At 34.9% G+C, this 20,810-nt stretch carries 25 protein-coding genes and 2 pseudogenes; 4 read left to right on the forward strand and 23 right to left on the reverse strand.

Going from position 1 to position 20,810, the window contains the following annotated elements; all coding sequences use genetic code 11:
- The first annotated feature begins 139 nt into the window (after positions 1 to 139).
- A complete protein-coding gene (locus ACFSGI_RS18390) occupies positions 140 to 430 on the forward strand; it encodes a DUF5316 family protein (RefSeq protein ID WP_204825620.1) in 291 nt (96 codons plus the stop codon).
- Between the two features lie 202 nt (positions 431 to 632).
- On the opposite strand, the gene hxlB is transcribed toward ACFSGI_RS18390, so the two are convergent.
- The 4 genes from hxlB to ACFSGI_RS18410 all read right to left on the reverse strand — a co-directional run bounded on the left by hxlB (position 633) and on the right by ACFSGI_RS18410 (position 5,344).
- Entirely contained in the window at positions 633 to 1,199 is a 567-nt protein-coding gene (gene hxlB, locus ACFSGI_RS18395) for a 6-phospho-3-hexuloisomerase (protein WP_204825621.1), read from the reverse strand.
- Positions 1,200 to 1,234: 35 nt separating this feature from the next.
- Complete coding sequence (hxlA, locus tag ACFSGI_RS18400) at positions 1,235 to 1,930, reverse strand: 3-hexulose-6-phosphate synthase (RefSeq protein ID WP_204825622.1); 696 nt, start codon at positions 1,928 to 1,930, stop codon at positions 1,235 to 1,237.
- A gap of 196 nt (positions 1,931 to 2,126) precedes the next feature.
- On the reverse strand, positions 2,127 to 3,425 hold the full coding sequence (locus tag ACFSGI_RS18405) for an MFS transporter (protein WP_204825623.1): 1,299 nt from the start codon (positions 3,423 to 3,425) through the stop codon (positions 2,127 to 2,129).
- Positions 3,426 to 3,427: 2 nt separating this feature from the next.
- On the reverse strand, positions 3,428 to 5,344 hold the full coding sequence (locus ACFSGI_RS18410; protein WP_204825624.1) for a PfkB family carbohydrate kinase: 1,917 nt from the start codon (positions 5,342 to 5,344) through the stop codon (positions 3,428 to 3,430).
- 378 nt (positions 5,345 to 5,722) lie between these two features.
- On the opposite strand from ACFSGI_RS18410, the gene ACFSGI_RS18415 reads away from it, so the two are divergent.
- Positions 5,723 to 6,178 (forward strand): GNAT family N-acetyltransferase, encoded by a 456-nt coding sequence (locus ACFSGI_RS18415; protein ID WP_379283896.1) that lies wholly within the window; start codon positions 5,723 to 5,725, stop codon positions 6,176 to 6,178.
- A 106-nt stretch (positions 6,179 to 6,284) separates the two neighbouring features.
- On the opposite strand, the gene ACFSGI_RS18420 is transcribed toward ACFSGI_RS18415, so the two are convergent.
- Positions 6,285 to 7,310, reverse strand: a complete 1,026-nt coding sequence (locus ACFSGI_RS18420; protein ID WP_204825626.1) for a LacI family DNA-binding transcriptional regulator — start codon at positions 7,308 to 7,310, stop codon at positions 6,285 to 6,287.
- A 200-nt stretch (positions 7,311 to 7,510) separates the two neighbouring features.
- Between ACFSGI_RS18420 and ACFSGI_RS18425 the strand changes: the two genes are divergently transcribed.
- Positions 7,511 to 7,969 carry a MarR family winged helix-turn-helix transcriptional regulator gene (locus tag ACFSGI_RS18425; RefSeq protein ID WP_204825627.1) on the forward strand — a complete coding sequence of 153 codons (459 nt, stop codon included), beginning with the start codon at positions 7,511 to 7,513 and terminating at the stop codon, positions 7,967 to 7,969.
- A gap of 54 nt (positions 7,970 to 8,023) precedes the next feature.
- Positions 8,024 to 9,361, forward strand: a complete 1,338-nt coding sequence (locus tag ACFSGI_RS18430) for an SCP2 sterol-binding domain-containing protein (RefSeq protein ID WP_379283899.1) — start codon at positions 8,024 to 8,026, stop codon at positions 9,359 to 9,361.
- Positions 9,362 to 9,507: 146 nt separating this feature from the next.
- Here ACFSGI_RS18430 and ACFSGI_RS18435 read toward each other — a convergent pair whose 3' ends face one another.
- The 18 genes and pseudogenes from ACFSGI_RS18435 to ACFSGI_RS18520 all read right to left on the reverse strand — a co-directional run bounded on the left by ACFSGI_RS18435 (position 9,508) and on the right by ACFSGI_RS18520 (position 20,793).
- Positions 9,508 to 10,047, reverse strand: coding sequence for a GNAT family N-acetyltransferase (locus ACFSGI_RS18435; RefSeq protein WP_204825629.1), 540 nt, complete (start codon positions 10,045 to 10,047; stop codon positions 9,508 to 9,510).
- Between the two features lie 102 nt (positions 10,048 to 10,149).
- The gene (locus ACFSGI_RS18440) at positions 10,150 to 10,992 is read right to left on the reverse strand and encodes a barstar family protein (protein WP_204825630.1); all 843 of its coding nucleotides are present in this window, start codon (positions 10,990 to 10,992) and stop codon (positions 10,150 to 10,152) included.
- A 52-nt stretch (positions 10,993 to 11,044) separates the two neighbouring features.
- Positions 11,045 to 11,524, reverse strand: a complete 480-nt coding sequence (locus ACFSGI_RS18445; protein WP_204825631.1) for a hypothetical protein — start codon at positions 11,522 to 11,524, stop codon at positions 11,045 to 11,047.
- Between the two features lie 55 nt (positions 11,525 to 11,579).
- Positions 11,580 to 12,050 (reverse strand): hypothetical protein, encoded by a 471-nt coding sequence (locus ACFSGI_RS18450; protein WP_204825632.1) that lies wholly within the window; start codon positions 12,048 to 12,050, stop codon positions 11,580 to 11,582.
- A gap of 219 nt (positions 12,051 to 12,269) precedes the next feature.
- On the reverse strand, positions 12,270 to 12,701 hold the full coding sequence (locus tag ACFSGI_RS18455) for a hypothetical protein (RefSeq protein WP_204825633.1): 432 nt from the start codon (positions 12,699 to 12,701) through the stop codon (positions 12,270 to 12,272).
- A gap of 72 nt (positions 12,702 to 12,773) precedes the next feature.
- Positions 12,774 to 12,857, reverse strand: a pseudogene (locus ACFSGI_RS18460) (zincin-like metallopeptidase toxin domain-containing protein); the annotation flags it as partial.
- Between the two features lie 90 nt (positions 12,858 to 12,947).
- The gene (cdiI, locus tag ACFSGI_RS18465) at positions 12,948 to 13,325 is read right to left on the reverse strand and encodes a ribonuclease toxin immunity protein CdiI (RefSeq protein WP_204825634.1); all 378 of its coding nucleotides are present in this window, start codon (positions 13,323 to 13,325) and stop codon (positions 12,948 to 12,950) included.
- A 235-nt stretch (positions 13,326 to 13,560) separates the two neighbouring features.
- Positions 13,561 to 13,932, reverse strand: a complete 372-nt coding sequence (locus ACFSGI_RS18470; protein ID WP_204825635.1) for a hypothetical protein — start codon at positions 13,930 to 13,932, stop codon at positions 13,561 to 13,563.
- A 237-nt stretch (positions 13,933 to 14,169) separates the two neighbouring features.
- Positions 14,170 to 14,583 (reverse strand): hypothetical protein, encoded by a 414-nt coding sequence (locus ACFSGI_RS18475; RefSeq protein ID WP_204825636.1) that lies wholly within the window; start codon positions 14,581 to 14,583, stop codon positions 14,170 to 14,172.
- Positions 14,584 to 14,900: 317 nt separating this feature from the next.
- Positions 14,901 to 15,269, reverse strand: a complete 369-nt coding sequence (cdiI, locus tag ACFSGI_RS18480; RefSeq protein ID WP_204825637.1) for a ribonuclease toxin immunity protein CdiI — start codon at positions 15,267 to 15,269, stop codon at positions 14,901 to 14,903.
- 21 nt (positions 15,270 to 15,290) lie between these two features.
- Positions 15,291 to 15,593, reverse strand: a complete 303-nt coding sequence (locus tag ACFSGI_RS18485; protein ID WP_204825638.1) for a CdiA family toxin C-terminal domain-containing protein — start codon at positions 15,591 to 15,593, stop codon at positions 15,291 to 15,293.
- Positions 15,594 to 15,866: 273 nt separating this feature from the next.
- A complete protein-coding gene (locus ACFSGI_RS18490; RefSeq protein WP_204825639.1) occupies positions 15,867 to 16,367 on the reverse strand; it encodes a hypothetical protein in 501 nt (166 codons plus the stop codon).
- A gap of 309 nt (positions 16,368 to 16,676) precedes the next feature.
- Entirely contained in the window at positions 16,677 to 16,898 is a 222-nt protein-coding gene (locus ACFSGI_RS18495) for a hypothetical protein (protein WP_204825640.1), read from the reverse strand.
- Positions 16,899 to 16,910: 12 nt separating this feature from the next.
- Positions 16,911 to 17,270 carry a hypothetical protein gene (locus ACFSGI_RS18500; RefSeq protein ID WP_379283905.1) on the reverse strand — a complete coding sequence of 120 codons (360 nt, stop codon included), beginning with the start codon at positions 17,268 to 17,270 and terminating at the stop codon, positions 16,911 to 16,913.
- A 385-nt stretch (positions 17,271 to 17,655) separates the two neighbouring features.
- The gene (locus ACFSGI_RS18505; protein ID WP_204825642.1) at positions 17,656 to 18,225 is read right to left on the reverse strand and encodes a hypothetical protein; all 570 of its coding nucleotides are present in this window, start codon (positions 18,223 to 18,225) and stop codon (positions 17,656 to 17,658) included.
- Positions 18,226 to 18,542: 317 nt separating this feature from the next.
- Complete coding sequence (locus tag ACFSGI_RS18510) at positions 18,543 to 19,409, reverse strand: SMI1/KNR4 family protein (protein ID WP_204825643.1); 867 nt, start codon at positions 19,407 to 19,409, stop codon at positions 18,543 to 18,545.
- 646 nt (positions 19,410 to 20,055) lie between these two features.
- Positions 20,056 to 20,196 (reverse strand): annotated as a pseudogene (locus tag ACFSGI_RS18515) (hypothetical protein); the annotation flags it as partial.
- Between the two features lie 201 nt (positions 20,197 to 20,397).
- Positions 20,398 to 20,793 carry a PepSY domain-containing protein gene (locus ACFSGI_RS18520; RefSeq protein ID WP_204825644.1) on the reverse strand — a complete coding sequence of 132 codons (396 nt, stop codon included), beginning with the start codon at positions 20,791 to 20,793 and terminating at the stop codon, positions 20,398 to 20,400.
- Between the last annotated feature and the right edge of the window lie 17 nt (positions 20,794 to 20,810).

Raw genomic sequence — 20,810 nt, forward strand, 5'->3', positions numbered from 1 at the left:
GCTAGGTATAATGTCAAATGTTTAATTGATATAATAGACAAAAGACTGCGAATAGATTATTCGACAGTCTTTTGTTTTATCATCGTAGATTGTAGATTGATCATCGTTTTCCATACATAGTAGAAAGGTGTAGATGAATATGAAAAAATCAGGTTTGCTTTTAGGATCAGGTGCTCTTTTTCTTGGCTTGCTGTATTTGATTCATTTTCTATTACCATACGACTTCAATGATATCCTTAGAGTCGTAACCATCATTTTAATTATTGCGACACTGGCTCTTTCAGGTACAATGGTCAGTGGAGATCGGATGCGTGCGAATCAAGCGATTGATCCTAGTTCTAGAGATCGCAATATGGTGAATTCATGGAGTATGTTGTTATTTAGTTTACCTGTTTATCTAGTCATGATTGTCACTTATCTTTGGGGATAAGCTAATAGTAAGTAGTATCCTATTATTGTAGCTTTATGTTACTAGCCATTTTTTCTATAGCCAATAATACACCAAAACCCTGCTCACCTGATGGATAAGCACTTTTTACTTCCAAGTGTTTTTTATCCAAACATGGTGTGCAGGGTTTTTGGTATTTAACGTATTCTTGTCTATCTATTATCCCAAAAGTAGATATAACCACTTATTCTACATTGCTGTGTTTGGCAAATACATCATCATGCTGAACTTGCTTGAGCTGTCCATACGTTAAGCAAACAGCATCCAATAAAACATGGGTACATTGATCAAATAAAGAACCTAGTGGTTGAATACTTGGCGCTTCTCCTTCTCGTCTGTACTTTGTAGCTGCTGGAATATGCAAGATTGTATCTGCTAAAGTACCCAGTGGCGATGAATCGTCGGTAGTCACCGCCACAATGTGGCATCCTAATTCTTTGGCTTTGTCTGCTGTCCATACAGCCGCTTTGGTTGTTCCTGATCCAGACACAGCCACTAATAGATCGCCCGCAGCAAGCGCAGGTGTGACGGTTTCTCCTATCACATGGCAATCTGCCCCTAGATGCATTAAGCGCATAGCGAATGATTTAGCCATAAATCCAGATCGTCCTTCACCGGTTACAAAAATACGCTGACTATTGACTAACTGGGTTGCTAACTGTTGGATGGTTTCTTGAGGAACCTTTGTGATGACTTGATTGATCTCTGCCATAATCTGCTCTGCTGTTGCTGTGGATTGAACTTGATTCATTAAATATCACTCCTTGTTGTATCGTTATAGAATCATTATAGAGAAGCTAAAGGATTGGACGGTTGATTAGAAAATAGGTTGATCTGTTCGCGAATCTGCTGCGCTGCTTGAGCAGGTTCAGAAGCTTGAGTAATCGCGGAACCTACAATAATAACAGACGGCGATTGTTGCAAAATCGTTGGTAACGTTGTTAACGTAATTCCTCCTGCTACCGCAATCTGAGGAATTGTAGTGGTGGAATGAGTAGCGGAATGAACTTTGTGATTCTGCGATTGTCCAGCCATTTGTCCATTATGTTCTTGCTCGTCTTTACTAACATGATGGCATAATACAGCATCAGTATAACGTTCAAGATCATAGATTCGATCAGGCGATACACTAAGTAGATCGATCATTGTCTGTTTTTGATAGCGATGTGCTGCCTTCATACATAATTCTAATGTAGCATCAGGCGCGGCTCCCATCACAGTTGCTACATCTGCTCCTGCTTCAAAACAAAGTTCAAATTCATATGTAGCATTATCAAATGTTTTGATATCTGCTACGATAATTTTATCTGGAAAAGCCTGCTTGATCTGACGTACACTTTCGATACCGAACTCTTTGATCAGCGATGTACCGACTTCGATCCAATCGATATATTGTTCCACTTGCTTTGCCATTGTGATCGCTTCCTGAATAGTCATTCGATCTAACGCTAACTGTACACGTACTGGTTGTTGTTCAGTCATTCGAAATTCACTCCTTTATCAAATATAGATTATATTTGGAGCATTCTTATATATAAAGAGATGCACTGTGATCATCTTGTGATTGCATGATCTTATAAAATGTCTTATACATTTTAATCTTGGTTGTAAAGTCTATCGAAACGACCTACTTTATTTTCTAGTATGACGCTATTTTGCGCTTCTATGCCTATTGTGATTACGTTGCACTGACTTTTGCTTTCCATTCTGGAGAAGCTTGAGGTTTCTGCGGCTGTGGCTTGCGTACCATCATCGTTAAGATCGCAGACAGAAGCAGTGAACCTGCCATAAACATATACGATGCATCGAACCCGCCTGTCAGATCATTCAGATATCCTACAATATAAGAACCTGCAAATGAACCTAACGCTCCCATACTGTTAATCAAAGCCATCGCTCCACCTGCTACATTACGTGGCAATACTTCCGGTACAATAGCAAAAAATGGCCCGTACGGTGCATACATCGCTCCGCCAGCAATCACCAATAGCACAAATGAAATCCAGAAATGATTTGGCCCAATCAGATAGGAACCATAAAAAGCAAGTGCTCCGATCAATAGAAACGGCCAGACAAAGTTTTTGCGACTTTGCATTTTATCAGAAAAGAATGAAGTCACTAGCATAAGAATAACAGCGAGCAAATAAGGAACAGCCGCTAACCAACCTGTCGATACCATATTCATATTTGGAGCTTTAGCAATAATCGAAGGCAACCACATCACAAATCCATACACCCCGATACTCCAGAAAAAGTATTGTAAGCTTAATTTGATCACAGTCGGTGACCGAAAAGCTTCGCGGTAATTCTTCACTTGCTTCATTCCTGCTTGTTCACGTTCTAACTCATCTTCTAAAGCTTGCTTTTCAGCATCCGTTAGCCATTTGGCTTGTGAAGGCTTATCCTGTACGACTTTCCACCATACAAATGCCCAGATAATAGCTGGCATACCTTCAATAATAAACATCCAGCGCCAACCTACAGCAGTCACTAAATAACCGGAAATAATCGACATCCATAATACAGTTGCAGGATTACCTAGAATTAGAAATGTATTTGCACGCGAGCGTTCTTTATTCGTAAACCAGTGTGCATTAAATACAAGCATCGCTGGCATAACTGCACTTTCAACAACACCAAGCGCGAACCGGATCACGATCAACAGATTGACATTGGTAATCATACCTGTAGCCGATGCAAGTCCACCCCACAGAATCAACGACCAGAAAATAAGTTTTTTCGCACTCTTTTTCTCTGCATAATGAGCACCTGGAATTTGGAAAAAGAAATAACCTAGAAAGAAAAGCGCTCCCAGTAATGAGGACATCGCTGCCGAGATATTAAGATCATGTGCCATACCTGATGCCGCGCCAAAACTATAATTAGCTCGATCTAGATAAGCAAGACTATACGTAATAAAAATAACCGGAATCAGTCTCAACCAACGAGAAGCAGGTAATGCTGTCTTTTCTTGCATGTTTATTTCACTCCTTCCAAAGATGGGTCAGGGCTATAATCATGTTCAACAGTAGATTTTTCATTTTCAGCATTTTCAGTCAAAAGAACTTGATCGGATAGATAACGCGGGCAAGTCTCTATAAACTGTTGTAATTCGTTTTCAGACGGGTATCCTTCATGATCACCGATCGATTGTACAGCTAAAGCTCCTATCGCACATCCTCTGGTTATTGCTTCTTCTATGGGTAGCCCTGCTAACCAACCGCTAACCGTTCCAACAGCAAATCCATCTCCTGCACCTACTGTATCAATGACCTGATCAACTATAAAACCAGATACTGTACCTGATTGTTCCTGCGTGCGATAATAAGCACCGCTTGGCCCTAATTTGACGACGACCGCTTTGACACCTTGCTTCAAGTAAAATTCAGCAATTTTTTCAGGTACCGCTGATCCTGTTAATATCTGCCCTTCTTCTATACCAGGCAACACGATATCAGCTTGAACAGCAAAAGCGTTGATCGTCTGGATCATTTCGGTGTGACTGCTCCACAATGCTGGACGCAAATTCGGATCAAATGAAATACTTCTATGATGAGCGCGCATCTGTTGTATCACATGCTGTGCAAATTCACGATTACGATCTGATAATGCTAAAGGGATACCAGTCATATGCAAATGTCGTGCAGAGCTAAAATAAGTAGAATCAAGATCATCTACACTCATCTGACTTGCTGCTGATCCACGACGAAAATATTGTACTTGTGGATCACCGCTGATCACTTTGGACTTGAGCTGAAATCCTGTAGGATGCTCTGTATCTACCCGTACATGATCTAGATTCACATGCTCACTTGCTAGCTTTTGTTGTACAAAAGTACCAAACGCATCTGCGCCAACTTTACTTGCCCAACCGGATCGAAGACCCAGACGTGCAAATCCAATCGCTGCATTGGCTTCCGCTCCTGCTAAACGTTTACTAAATAAAGCCACCTCATGTAGATCGCCTACTTCTTCAGCTACAAACATAGTCATCGCTTCGCCAAATGTCACAATATCCAGTAACGTCGAATCGACTGGTGTAGATAATATAGATGATAGTAAAAGATTCTGTTCCCGATTGTCGCTCATCGTATACATACTCCCTTCTGCTGTACTTAGTAAATCGTTGTAATATCCAATCTGTGTATCATCAGATAATGTAAATTCAATTGCTCGCCAAGCTTGGTCTGGAAGAAGAGCAATCACTTGTTTCCATAATGCTTGTTCTTCTGTCGGTAAAGGAAGAGTCATATACGTATTGTGTTGCTTCACTGCATGTTTGGCATGAATATAAGTCACATAAGGCGATAAGCGTTGCGCCGCTTCAAGCGCATCTTGTCCTGCATACAACCAGTTACCTATATCAAATGTCATTCCGATAGAATACCATTGCGAATGCGCTTCCAAAGTAGTTAATTGCTCAAAAAACTGTAGTAGACGTATAGGATCTCCACCGTATAGGGTCTGATCATTTTCGATCCATAAGTGGATAGGAGCGGCAGACGAATGCTCTGCAAAAAATTGATCCAAACTTGTAAGTAATAAGTCTATAGAAGAGTGCTCACGATCATAATGCCCGAGTGATAATTTGACGGCGTAAGCTCCTAATTGCTGTGCTTCGTTCAAAGAACGATATAATATTTTTTGATTCAGCAAATGATTTTCTTGCCATAGTGAGGCAGGTACAGAATAGACGGTAAATGAAAGATTAGACTGTTGGATCGCTTGTCTGCACTGTTCTAAAGGCAAATGATCATCTGACTCTACAAAAAGTTCACGACGAATCTCTATTCCTTGTGCTCCAAGATTAGCAACCCGTGTAGCTACTTGTGATTGTGCAACTTCTTGACTAACAACATCCGCAAAAACAGAAGTCGGAATAATAGTGATCGACATTGATAATCTCCTTTCACCTAAAAAATAGGATGTAAGATTTTTTGCTTGGTAAAAATCATTTTTTATTAGAGTGTGATGCGCTTATCGTGTCAAATACTTGGTACTACCATCTATTCAAATCAGCTTCAATCATACAAAAGTGTTCTACAGTATAAGATCATTTATATTACATAAATCGGTTTAGTAAATCGGTTTATGAGGTCAGTATAATGCAACAATTTTATAAATACAAGTCTTTTTGTAAACGTTATCTGTATTTATATGGTAAAAGGTACTTTCGACCCACTGTGAAATAAATACCTAATAAATATAATTATATTTGTATTTTAATTCATTTTTACGTATATTTATATTTTACATATAAAGGAGATGATATGTTTGGAGACTGTACCGACAGTAATTCGCCAAGCCACTACAGAAGATATCGAAGCATTGATCACGATTATGAATGAATATATCGGAGATTTTTATCAAAAGCCTAAGCCTCCTGTAGAAAAGTTGTATCAGCTCATCACTTCACTATTGCAAGGTCAAGCTGGTGTACAGTTTGTAGTCGAACAACAACAGCAGACTGTAGGTTTTGCTACATTATACTTTTCATATAGCTCTATCAAAGCCGATAAAGTCACGATTATGAACGATCTTTATCTACAAGAACATTTGCGTGATACCGAGGTGGAAGTTCAACTATTTAAGCACTGTCAGACATATACTCAAGATCATGGATTTGCTCATATGAGCTGGGTAGCTGCACCACATAATACACGTGCGCATCGCTTTTTCGATCGGATGGGATGTACAAAAATCGATTGGGTCGATTATATGATTGTATAACACAAAAAAAGGCGATCTAAAATCAAATTCATCTGATTTTAGATCGTCTTTTTTTTATGATAAACGTATATTCTAATCATTATTTTTTTAATATCATTTATTCATTTTATTGTATATTCATCGGTTGCGCAGATGATTCGCGAATCATCAATGTACAAGTAAATTGCTTTTCTTGTATAGCCGGCTGTTCTTGTTGTGTACTCTGCGCAGAAATAGAAGCAATCAACATTTCGGCGGCTTGTCTTCCCATATCATGAGAAGGTTGCACAATAGTAGACAACGTTGGAGTAAGCAATTCAGCAAACGGTATATTATCAAATACGATTAATGCCATATCTTGCGGAATCTGCAATTGATATTCTTTGAGAAAAGCAAGCACTTCTAGCAATACCAGATCATTACCTGCAATAATAGCTGTAGGCAACTGCTGTTGCTTCGCCCAAACACGTAATGTATGACGCAATTGCTTGACTTCATCAGATAGTATGATCGGTGCAATCTGTGGTAATTTGTTCTTCATCGCATGGGTATATCCATCTACCCGCTCGACACGAGTAGAAATAGACAACGGTGCGGTAAGCATTGCGATATGTTGGTGACCTGCATCAATCAAATGTTCTGTCGCTTTGTAGGCAGCTTGTTCATTATCTACAACTACACGACTCACTTGTACCTCTTCAAGCTTGCGATCAACAAATACTAATGGAAAACCTTCTTCCACTAACTTCTGATACAAAGGCGCTAATTGACCGGATGGAAAAGCGATCACTCCATCCACTTGTTTGGAACGCAATAATTCTAGATCTTCACGTTCTCTCGCTTCATCTTCATCGGTATTACATAAAATCACGCTAATCCCCTGTTCTCGGCAATAGCTCTCGATTCCCCGACAAATCTCCAAAGAAAATTGATGTAACATATTTGCAACGATTACGCCAATTGTAAACGTACGTTTTTGTTTGAGACTACGTGCTAATACATTTGGACGATAATCCAATGCTTTAATCGCCACAGCTATTTTATCTTTAGTGGTACTGCTCATATATTCATAACGCCCGTTGAGATATTGGGAGACTGTACTTTTGGATACTCCTGCTTCACGAGCTACATCTGCCATTGTCATTTTCGCCATAGTTAGTGCCCTTTCTCTATGATCCGAGTGTAGTTACAGATGCTCATATCGATATGGTGTATCTGTGTTTGAATATTATCATAGTGTAAGGATTCATTGTAGCACAAATGGCTATTTTTGAAGAATATCTAATCTGCTCATTGCGTAGCACAACAAGTATAAAGATTGACATCAAGAAATATGTGTATATACTCATATTTATGAGAAACTATAATTCTAATCTTCCAAAAACAACCGATTATACAGCAGAGTGCGCCTGCTTAAATTTTAGAAAAGCGTCACGTTTTATCACTAACTTGTACGATGAATATTTAAGACCTGTAGGACTTCGAGCGACCCAGTTATCATTGCTGATGGCACTCGAACAAGCAGGCTCTGTCACTATTACTACTCTGGCTGAATTACTTTTGATGGATCGGACTACACTACCACGCGATCTAAAACCGCTTGAGAGAAATGGATGGGTATCTATTACACCAGGAGAAGATCGTAGAAAACGTTTTATTGCTTTGACACCTGATGGTCAGCAACTTCTTAATACTGCATTGCCATTATGGGAACAGGCACAAGTTCGTGTTCAAGAATATATGGGTGAAGATCGTTATCGAGGATTACTTGGACAATTATCTGATATTGTTAAGCTAAATAGACAAAATTAATTTTTTTTGCCCAATTAGGTGTATATGCACTTATTTTTGAAAGGATTGATATACATGGCTGATATGAAAAAACATCCTACTGTTTTGCGTTACTATGAATCTGCCGGACAATCTACTACTGTTCAAAATGAAATGCTTGATTATGATTGGATACGTGATTTATGTATGGAAGCCGGAGCCGATGATGTAGGTGTTATCTCTATGGAACGCTCCGAATTGGATGATCAACGTGATGATATTCTATCTGCATTTCCCCATGCTAAGACGATGATTAGTTTTGTGGCCAAAATGAATCGCGAACCGATCCGCACCCCTGCTCGCTCACTGGCTAATATTGAATTTCATCATACTGGTGATAGGGTAGCCGATATTTCTCATAACATCGTATCTAAATTAGAAGCCAAAGGAATACGGGCTTTGAATGCAGCTATGGGTTTCCCGATGGAAATGGATAAGTTTCCTGGAAAAGCATGGGTTGTTTCACTCAAACCGGTTGCGGTTGCAGCAGGATTAGGCAAGATGGGTATTCATCGCAATGTGATTCATCCCAAATTCGGGAACTTTATTCTACTTGGCGCTATTATATTAGATGCTCCGGTTAACAAAGAAGATCGTCCAATCGACTATAATCCTTGTCTTGAATGCAAACTTTGTGTAGCAGCCTGCCCGGTAGGTGCAATCGGTGCAGACGGACAATTCAATTTCTCCTCTTGTGCTACGCATAATTACCGCGAATTTATGGGCGGTTTTAGTGATTTCGTAGAAACGATTGTAGAGAGCAAAAATACCAAAGACTTTCGCAGTGAAGTACCTATCACAGAATCGGCTTCATGGTGGCAAAGTTTGAGTTTTGGAGCTAATTATAAAGCGGCTTATTGCTTATCTGTTTGCCCGGCAGGCGACGATGTTATCGGGCCATTTCTAGAAGATCGTAAAGGATTTATGAAAGATATAGTAAAACCGCTACAAGCGAAAGAAGAGACGATTTATGTCATTCCGAACTCAGATGCAGAAGCATATGTTAAAAAACGGTTCCCCCATAAAACGACCAAACGTGTGGGAAATGGTCTGATCCCCAATTCGGTCAGTCTTCTGGTGACGCTGATGCCTCATGTATTCCAACCGAATCAGTCAGCAGACTTAAACTGCACGTATCATTTTACATTCACCGGTAATGAAAATAGACAAACCACTTTCGATATTCGAGATAAAAAGCTTCAGGTACAGGACGGTTTGCATGGTACACCAGACATACAGATTACAGTAGATAGCAAAACATGGCTTAAAATCGTAGCAAAAGAAAAAAATGTAGGTCTAGCTTTACTCACAGGAAAACTACGGCTCAAAGGTAACCCTAAATTGCTAATCAAATTTGAAAAATGCTTTGCATAATAGCAAAATATAGTCATTCTAGAGTCTACTTTCTTTGGTAATGAGTATTATAAAGAAACCCTGAAAGGTATATCCTTATCAGGGTTTCTTTGTCGGTTAAAGTGTCATTATAGAGTTATATACGTGTATAAATCATCTAATAGTGCTTAGTATTTGGAATGATCTGCATATTCTTTTGCCAGTATAGAATACAAGCACGAATCGTGAAATTGACCTTTATAATACCAGTGTTCACGCATGATTCCTTCGCATTTCATTCCAATTTTTTGCATCACTTTCTCCGAAGCACTATTAGCCGGACGACAGGTGGCAAAGATTCGATGTACTCCTAATGTCTCAAATCCATAAGCTAGTACAGCCTGTGCGGCTTCTGTCATATAACCTTTGCCCTGATAAGCCGGGTTGAGCACATAGCCTATTTCAGCATTAGTATTCTGGACATGAATACCGATCCCACCAATCAATAGTTCTTCATTTTTCAGGCAAATCGCTAATTCATAGTCTTGACGCAAAGGTTGCTGTTGCTGAGCGATGACCTCTTCCACATATGTATTAGTATCTGCTTCTGTATTAGGTCCCCATGCGGTATGTTGAGTCACTTCAGGCAATTGTGTATAGATATGAATCGCTTCCCAATCGTTAGGTTGTATTTCACGAATAATCAATCGCTGTGTTTCCAGTTGCATCTGTAATTCCCCCGTTTCAGTGTTGTTGTGTTTAAGTCTTAGCATTGAGGTCTTGGTATTGAGATATGTACATATTGGCTATCGTATAGAAGAAGCGTTATCTTATCTCAAAATAACAGTCACACCGACCCGCTCCAAGTTCTCTACTATTGCATCGATTAAAGGACGATCTCCGATTTCTCCCAAAAAATCTTCTTCACCGATAAAAGTATTTTGCTGGCGTACCGCTTCAATCTCCTTTTGCCATGCTTGTTGATCTAAGTTATTTTTTGCTATATGGCTGTTCATCCATACAAGTGTAAATGGAGCTAACGCGCCGTATCCACCGTAAGTACAGTCAATCATTGAATAGATGTTTTTGCCAAAATAACCACCTGCTCCATTTACAGCTTCGCCTATTGCACAAAAAAATGAAGAATAATCTACAATACATGTACCATCGAGTTCAAAATGGTGGTTAACTGACTTATTAGCTTGTTGTATCCTATAGAAGTCATTATAAAGACTCACTATATTTAACCAATCTCGCTTACTCTCTTCATCATATACAGCCCATTCATTCTTTTTAGTAGGTCTAGACTCTCTCCATCGTTCCCATAGTTGAAGCTGCTTGACAGACGGAATATAGTCCGAAGAAATATTCAGATGTACGTGGACAGGTATAGCGGGAAAACCTAACTGGTGATATTTGATATCGTCATGAATAAAGATCGGGTATTTACCGATAACATGATGATGTTTATTAAGTATTCCGATGTAAGCCAGTCTAGAAAAAGATTCTTTGCGCTGTATTATGTATGATTTGAATTCTTCTGTAAATGTAAATAGATTAAGTACTAGCTGATTAGCAAGTAAGTGAATAGGCGTATTTGAGAATTGCACAGTATTGCAATATCCAATTGTAAGGTTACTATTGTCGTCTATAAGAGAGTATTTGAAAGTCATAGAAATGTCTCATTTCTGTATCGATTATTTTGCATAATTTCACTTCATCTACTTAGGTAAATATATTTTTCCCATCTATGATCCAATACCAATATTGTTCGGGAATATCTTCAACATTATTTTTATAATATCCATTCCATCCATCCGGTACATACAATTCGTAAGATGCAGGTTCAGGATAGTAAGATATTAATACTTTTTGATCAAAATCGATATATAAAGCAGGATACATATCTGAAATATCAGTATCTATGTCTTGCTTCAATATATGTTTGAATTCTTCTATTTTAACTTCATTATCGCTAATATGCTCCAAAAATTCTTGTGCTGTATTTTCGTTGACTATTGGAATATCAAATCTTTCTGAAAAATCATTTGGATTGGGAAAGTGAAACCCTTTTTCAATATACGCAGTGATTCGTTTTTTGAGATCTAAAAACCATATTTCTTTATCGGTAACAAACCATTTGTAAGATTCCATATATCTAACTAAAACGATAATATTTTCTGCATATTGTGGCTTGTTTTTCACTTTATTTTCTCCTTTATCTAAAAGGTCTTTCTACTTCGTTTTTATTTAAACTATATTATTGATCGGATAGCATAAAATACGATTTAATTTTATTTTCGATACTGCGATCCATACCATAGACTTCAAAATAAGAAGTATCAAATGGTCGAATTTCGATTTCAGCTTCGGGGTGCTGTAAGCCTTCATCTTCTTCGGTTTCTGGTAACATATCAGAGTTCCATTCTACATGTTTACCTTTCTTAATGCCTATAAACACCCCTGAATAGAACTGAACAACCTCATTTGACTTGTGAATCAATTCATCTGTACTTAGAAAGGTTATATATGGATGCGAAAATAACTCTGTAACTACTTGATCACGGCTACCAACTACATCAAATGGAAACCAAATAAGATCAGCAATTTCCTCTCTAATGCTATGCAATATTTCAACCAGTTGCTTTCCTAAACAATTGAACTCATCTTTGAAATGCTTCTCATGCAGTCGAATTAAAAATGTAGATTTTTTCAAATAATTATCATTCAAGGTACTCACTCCTTAAATACATAATTTATACAAAATAAAAAAGAGCCTTCGACAGGGTCAAGTCTATCCAATTTTTTAAAGATTTAAATTTAATGTTTCCCATTGTGTTTTCATCAGGATCCAATTGGTAAATTACCTTTATACGCTCTCAAAAACAAACAAAAACTCCCATATAGTAATTATCTATGATCCATTCCTTTTAAATCCCTTTATTTATAATTATCTTAAATTAGCTGGATGACCATTTACATCTAAAATGTCCATTACTTTACGATCTCGATCCGATACAATTAACCTGTAGTCTTCAAACAAAAAAGGGTTAGGTGGTAGATCTACCGTTACTCGCCATGCTGGTCGAATATCATCATTATCTCGATCCTCTTCATTAATTCCAAACGTATAGGCTTCATCAAAATATAATCTTTCAATTTCTTCACTTACGATTCCTTCTTCTTTATTTTCTTCATGATATTTTTTAGCGATTGCTATGGCTTCTTCTGGTGTTAATACAGTCTCTACCGTAATTTCATTCACTCTACGATGATGTCTTGGAAAATCCTCATCGAGCAACCTCAAATATTCTTTAAATTCTTTTTTATTTAAATTTTTAAATTCCTTATCAGACATTTTTTTGTACTTATCTGAAAACATCGTTACTCCTCCTTCTTATTTAAGCTGTTCTCTTAAGTTCTCAATATAGTCTATTGAGTGGTCTATTGATGCCTAGTCAAATATTGTTTCATTTTGCATTACTCTTGAATATACATATTCCTCTCGTTCCAAGCGACTTAAGTTTATATAAGAATCTTTGCCTAGTGTTAATCATTGCTCTGTATGATACCCTTCATAATATAAATTAATAAAAGCCACAATCGAATGAAGATTTCCGATTGTGGCTCAAAAGTATAATTTCTTAAATAGCAAATTATACTTTTTTGAAAAATCAAATAAGGATTGATTAATAATATCCATATATTCTGGACGTTCTTTCAAAAAAGAATGACTCGACTCTCTTAGAAGTTCTTGAACAATCTCGTAATCAAGAATGCTCTCTATATCCAAAGCAGAGTTGACAAACCGTATTCCCTCAAAAGGCTCTTCCCATAGATACAAATCATCTGAAAAATCACAACTACAATATTCAATAGTATATCCTATACCTTTAGATAAAAAGGTTACTACTTCAACAAATCTATGGTTTGGAATAGCATTGAAGAAATTAATTGCTGGCAATAAATCATTTTCAACTTTTTTTCTAAATATTCTAAATGTCAAAATCTCATCTCCTAATTAGCGATTTATAGTCAGATAAAGATTTTTCACTGCCCCAGTTTCATCAAAATATCCTTCAAATTATGTCCATCACTCACTCCGCTTTTCTGTGTAAAATTTTCAGCTCTAATAAGATGGTTTTCATATCCTAGATTAAATTATAGTTTAGTCAATTTGTGAATTAAGATAAAAAAGCAATCTACTTTCATAAAAAAGTAGATTGCTTACATACTATAAATTATTTAATTATTTTATAATACTCTTCTGTAAACTCATAACTTTCATTTAGAAAAATACACTCCCAAATCCATAAGAAGAAATTTCTTACTGGATAAGGTGGATCAAATGGTGGTAAAACTGATTCAAAAACTCTCTCAAAATCAATAGCATTACTTGTTAAATAATAGCTTAAGACTAATTTTGCATTTAGTTTTTGCTGTTCGTTTAATTCTTCAAATTCTTCTACAATAATTTCATTGATTATTTTTTTATAATCATTCTTATCTTGAATTTTTAATTTTCGATAATATTCAACTGATTCACTATCATCTCCTAATCCAGTAATTGGAGCTAAAAATAAATCTAGTAAATCGGAATTCATAATAATCACTAATATAACACCTCTCAATTTCTTAATTTAGGATATAAGGTATATAATTTCCCATTTCTAAAAACAGCAGTTACTTTAGAAGAAGAAACTAAATTTTGTCCGCCCCTTAAATACCCTTCACCTATATTTTCACCTCTATCGAAGCTGAAACTGTTCCTTCCTGTTTGGTTATAAATTGTTTCTGCTAATTACTAAATAATCACTCGTGATTCCAAAAAATATTTTTCCGTTAAAACTCTAAGAATAAATTTTAATGACAAAATCTTCTAATACTTTTTTTACTGCTATACCTGACTTAGGTAATAAATTATTAATTCGCTGTAAGATAGATGCATTTTTGATTATCATTTGTTTATTCTCTGAAGTTGTAAAACTTCTTAAAGTATCTATACATATTTGAAAAAGCTCTTCATCTTTAGTCTCAAGCAATGATAACAAAATTTTCAATTCATATATGTTACAGTTACTATCCAAACAATAGGCTATTTTTTTTTGCCATTCTAAGGACTTATTAAATATTTCAATTGATAATTTTCCCCAATCCTCTTTGTTAAATTCTGATAGAATCTCACTTGCAATTGTACAACCGTCATTATACCAAGAATCTACTGTTGTGTTAGCTGATAGGAGATTATCTAATTCTCTATACATATTTAGAACCTTTCACTTTACAATTTTTAAAAATTTGATTATTCATCAAATAATTATTATTTTATTTCATTCTCATTTTTAATGTCATATTCAAAATTATGCAGTTGTAATAATCAAAAAACAATGAAATAAGGGTAAGAAAAACAAGTCAATTATGGTTTCACCTCCCCATAATTGACTTATTAAAGTAAAGAAACAACATTATTTGAGTTATAAAATTTGAAGCTTACATACTTATACCCAAACTAAAAAATCTTTATAAAAAGATTTTAGAAATTATGGGTTGCATGATGGATTCATTTGCAATCAACAAAATACTACTCATATAATTTAAATCTTCGTTTAATTTCACATAATCGAGATTCAACTATATCCGTATCATCAGAACGCCTTAATAAATATGCTTGGCTTGCTTCTTTGAGATAAATATAGAAAGCATGGTAATTCAATACGAGAGTTACATCTTTATCAACTGCAGGCTGATCAAAAAAATAACAAATTCCATCTTCTCCGAAGTACCCTTCTTCCCATTCCTCTAGTTCACCTGCCAATAAACACCAGATATGCTCATTACCAAAGCCCTGTCCTTTACAATACTTTTCCAAAGCTTTGATAAAGTTACTATCTCCGATAGCAAAATAGTAAAGATCTATTAACTTATTTACAGAATCATTCTCATTTGACATACTTTTTCCTCCCTATTTCAACTAAAATGAAGGATGAAAATTTGTAATGTTACCATTATTATCAAGATATCCAGTGAACCTAAGTCCATTAGATGAATATCCATTCACTAATCTACCATTGATCACACCATTATTCATAGCTTCTTTTCCCCATGCAATAATTTGTTCATTCGAAACTACGCTAGGATCATAGACTGTCTTTGGTTGAGAAATAGTTTTATACTGCCCAGACACTACCGTTAATTCCCTATCTAATGCAGGAAGTCTATACTCTATTTCGTAAATTCCAGTAACTTTAGGATGTAGTTCTTGAGACAATGACATCGTCGATACTGCCACTCAGAACATCTCGGTTCACAAAGCGCTTAATCTTTGAATTGTAGTATCTTGCTCGCATCTGATACAATCCGTTCGGATCAGTCATAACACCGTCGCGTCCGTTATAATCATAATTTGGAGTAAACCTTAAAATTTTCTACGTAAAAAAACCAAGTCAATTATTATCTAACTCTAATTGACTTGGTTTTTATAAAAAGAAAGGAGTTTAGAATAAATGATACATGTTGAACAAATAAAAGAATTATTTAACATTATTAATTACTTATGACATTGAAGTATTAGCTTTAAATTACTCTGGCATAGTTGGCAAAAAGGACGTTTTTTTTCTAGTTCAAACCAGACTTCAATATGATTACATAAAGACGGGATATCTAATATTGCCTTTTCACACAAACTTTCATAATCATCTTTTAGAATCTCCTTTAAGTCATAACTAATAGCATGTTTATCACTCAACTTAGCTTCATAAACCTGAGTTGGCTCGATGATATAATTCCTATGACGAGTATGATGACTGATATTCATACCCCATTTAAGGTTACCTTTAAACATATGAATACATTTCTGTAACTGTAAATACACTTCATTCTCATTATGAAATCTGAAATAAAAACCTGCTGGACGATCATAAATATTACCAGGATTATACATTGATGTCCGATGCCATTCAAATGATCCTAGTTTTGAAATAGTATAAGCCATCAACTCAAAATCTGCCACTTCTCCATTTTCTGAAAAATAAATACTATTAGGAACCATTTCTTTTCACCTACTTTAAAGTGTATTTACTTATAGATATTTTCCCACCATTTAGCTCCTTTAATATGTCTATATAACCTTTAGTAGTAATCGATTGATTACTAAATCGAGGATCATAGATATACTTACCATCAGAATAAATAGTATGTTAATCAAATTTTTGCGTTTCTCTATACTCAGTAACATTTATTATTTCATACTTTTCTGATGATAATATTGTAATAATTTCATAATCAGCTATTCATTCTCCTATAGACTGAATAATAAAAAAACCTAAAAGAATTAAATTCCTTCAGGTTTTTTTATTATTTAATTTTTGCTTTTTCTTTTTGTTAATCCTAAATCATCTAATATACTACTTCTTTTAATTTCCAATAAAACACAATAATCTCCGTTGCTACAAATAATAGCCGGATGTTTTCCTGTTTCTATGCTTTGATATATTAAAATTTCACCACAATACGGACAAGGTACTTGTTCACCTTTTAAAACTCTTTTGTCAATATCTGAATTTTCTTCTTTTAAATTCATATCAGTTCTCCTTTATCTATGAGGTATAGTTGGATAAAGAGACTTCACTTCCTGAATAATCGCTTTTATTTGTGTATAAGAAAGATTATCTCTTGAATGTTTAACTTCTCTCATGAAAGCAATCACTTCTTCACGCTGATTATATATAGGATTTTGAAGCGAAATATGCGTAACCTCATGAATAATTGTTTGAGCCGTTTTAGTAGTTGACTCGGTTCCTTTCACATAAATTGTAGCATTATTGGTAAGCATATTTGCTTTCCCTAAGGTCTGGTTACCTATCTTATCAGTTGGTAATTCCCCATAATCTAATTTTGTGCTATTACTTTGTAGCAATCTAATTATTTCTTGCCCTACTTGAGATTTATTCAACTCATGATAAAGATTTTTTGGAGCAATTCTTTGTCCAAAAGGAGCATACGTATTTTCTTTGAATAAATCAGAAGGTTTGGCATATCATACTTATTTATTAAAATGCCTAAATAGCCAACTAGAACCAGGGATAAAGCTAACCAACGTGTCCATGCCAGTGACAACTCAATCTCTTACAAAAAGTTTTTGACCTGTCACATAATCTGTTCCTGTAAAAACTTCCTATACAGTTTTTACCGTTCCCAAAATAGGCATAGCTAAGAAATTGCTAAACGTTTTAAATATCTCACCGCTATCCACACTTAGTAAAAATGGATCAGTGCACGAGATTTGATTTCCACAATGAATAGCACTTCACAACAAAGAAACTTTGCAAAGCATCAAGCTAAGCAAAGCTATTATTGTATTGATAGCTATCTAATTCTTCTTTAATTACTGAATCATCACTTAAACAAGATTCTTCAGACAATTCATTTAATAATAAAGCGATTAAAATTTTTGTAGCTTTTGAGAATACTGTTTCACTAGAACCAATCAAACTATGAGCACCTAAGAGAAAAACAATGCTACCTGTATACTTCCAATTAGACTCAAGTATTTTCTCCTTTGCAGAACTAATGATTGAATCAACATATTCAGTGGGAATACCTAAATAAATCTCTTCATGTAATTGAAGCTTAGATTTATAAAAAATAGTATTAGAATTCTTTACTTTAATTTTAATCATTAATTCTGATTTTTGATTAGGGTTATATTCTACCCCAAGCATGGCATAGTATGAACTGTTCCTAGGCAATTTTAACTCAAGTACTATTTTTTGATATTTAGAAATTATTGGTTCATTCAATTGTAATAACGTTTTTAATTCATAATCTGCTTTATCCATAATGAGTGGATGTTCATCTTTCCATACTACTGCCTTTCTGAATTTGCCTAAATCAAAAATAGTATTCATTTTTCTAACCTCCCCAAAATTTGTACCATAATGAATTAAATTCTCTGGTATAGACTTTAGGATGATGCAGACTAAATGGAATTTTTATTATTTAGTCTGAAAGAAATTCGTTATTATTCCATTTTTTCATTGTAGCTTTTACCTTCAATTTAGATAGGTAAAGAAGAAACCTTGAAAAGCACAAAAGCCAATCAAGGTTTCTCTTTCTCATAGTTAAAGCTTTACTACTTTAGAACATATTTTTTAATGGAATCATATTCTATATATTTCTAATCTACATCAATAAAATAAATATTTAAAATTTTAATTCAGATTTGTTATAGTCTAATTTTACTATCAAATTTTTTTAAACTTTTCATAAAATCATCAAAACTTTCTGCGATTCGATATATTCCATTTTCACTTTCTGGTTCTTCTCTAAATTCATTTTTCATAAAATAAATTTCATTAGACAAACCAGTATCTAATAAAATCTTACCATTATCTCCACTCTCACCTATGACCAAATAATGAGATGGAATTTCGTCTTGGTCTCTATTCCATACTTCTAAACTCATAGAAGATTCTATTTCAATTCCATATAAAGCTTCTAAAGGAATCGCCTCGTTTATTTCCTGTACTATGAATAACCAATAATGAGTTAATATAGTACCACCATTATTATTTTTCAAAAACATCTTATAATCTTCAGGAAGAGAAATTTTATGGTAATCTGTAAACTTTTCAATCATGGATTCTGTAGCCTGCCCAAATGTTCTCAATTTGGAATCGTATCCATCTTGTGTAATCTGTAGATAATGCTCATATTCCTTTATGAATTTTGATATTTCATCATCTGCAATAGGATATGGACTAAAAACCCATCTTATATAATTAAATCGATTTTCAAGTTTCATCTTATCCCATTGAAAAGGTGGTCGTTGCAATAAATAAGATAATGAACGTCTCCATATCCAAGGTTGTTTTTTCTCAAGCCAATCCTTCCAACTTTTTAATTTAGAAGCATTTTGCTCACACTGTAAATTAATAATTGCTTCTAAAGTAGAGTTAGCTAAATTTGCCGTAAATGGACTTGCACTTATACGATTATCTGTTAGATGAGGAGTAAATTTAGTTTCAAATAAAATACGGTGTAAAGCAAGAAGTTCTGTTTCTTTCTCAATGATTAGTTTTTTCTTACTCATTTAGAAATCATTCTCCTTTACATTAAAATCAGCATGCTTACTATTACGAATAGATCCTCTAAAAATAAATTCATTACTTTGAGTTTCTGCATCTAATAAATGATAATAATCATTTTTTAATTTAACTTCTATTCTATGAGTTATCATAAATTCTGGTCTTTCCCCTGCAAATTAACTTTTAGTGGTAACTTGCTCGCTACTTTCTTTGTTTGATTCGTCATTAGTAATCTAAATTAATCTACAATTTCACATTTAGCTTTTATCATTTGCTCTACGATTTTATCGTATAAGCCATCATCTTCTATTAGGAGCGCAGCATTATTTTTTTATGCATAATCAAATAACCTTCACTCATTTTTTCCAAAAAATATTCATTAGTCTCCCATAAATATTTATATGATATAAGTTCCATATTAACCCTCTCATTTTATGATCTCCCTACATCCAATATTACATTATGTCCTAACTTATTTCGCCCAAGAATGGGAAGCAACGTTGTTAGTGTATCTACACCATTTGCAATACGATCTCCTATAGATAGATGCTCACCTGTAATTTAGTTAACTCCGGTAATTGTTTCTTTGAAGCCTTTCAACGCTCCTAGATATAGAATCGCTTCAGTGCTACAGCTCAATCCTGTCGTTGCCTAAGAAGCTCCGTCCGCACTCAATCCAAACGGATCAATATACGAAATTGGGTTCCCATTTACATACGCATAGCGGTTCATCGTCAGTCCATCGTCTATACTTCCAATTAGAAAATCTCGATTGACGACACGTTTGATCTCTGGATTGTAATACGTTTTTCATCTCGTGCACCACTCGTTTGGATCGGATATGGCTTCATCGCATCCTAAAGATTCACTGTAGGTGTCGTACACATTTGGAAATTTAATAGTTTGTACGTATAGTATGATCAGAAAATTATTAAATAAAAAGAAATCTTGAAAGAAATAATCTTCCAAAATTTCTTTTTTCATACGCAACCGTTACAATTCTACTGGTTGTCCATTTTGACCTAACATTCCCATTACTTTACGATCTCGATCCGATACAATTAACGTATAATCTTCAAACAAAAAAGGGTTAGGTGGTAAATCTACGGTTACTCGCCATGCTGGTCGGATATCATCATTTTCTCTATTATTTTCATCTCTTTTGAACGTATATCCTTCATCAAAATATAATCTTTCGATTTCTTCACTTACGATCCCTTCCTCTTTATTTTCTTCATGATATTTTTTAGCAATTGCTATTGCTTCTTCTGGTGTTAATACAGTATCCATAGTAATCTCGTTTATTCTGCGATGATGTCTTGGAAAATTCCGATCTACTTCATCGAGTATTTTTTTTAATTCTTCTTTAGTTCTATTATATCTTTTCAATTCTACTCACCTTCCAA

Origin of the sequence: Paenibacillus nicotianae (assembly GCF_042681745.1) — a bacterium.
Lineage (GTDB): Bacteria > Bacillota > Bacilli > Paenibacillales > Paenibacillaceae > Saccharibacillus > Saccharibacillus nicotianae.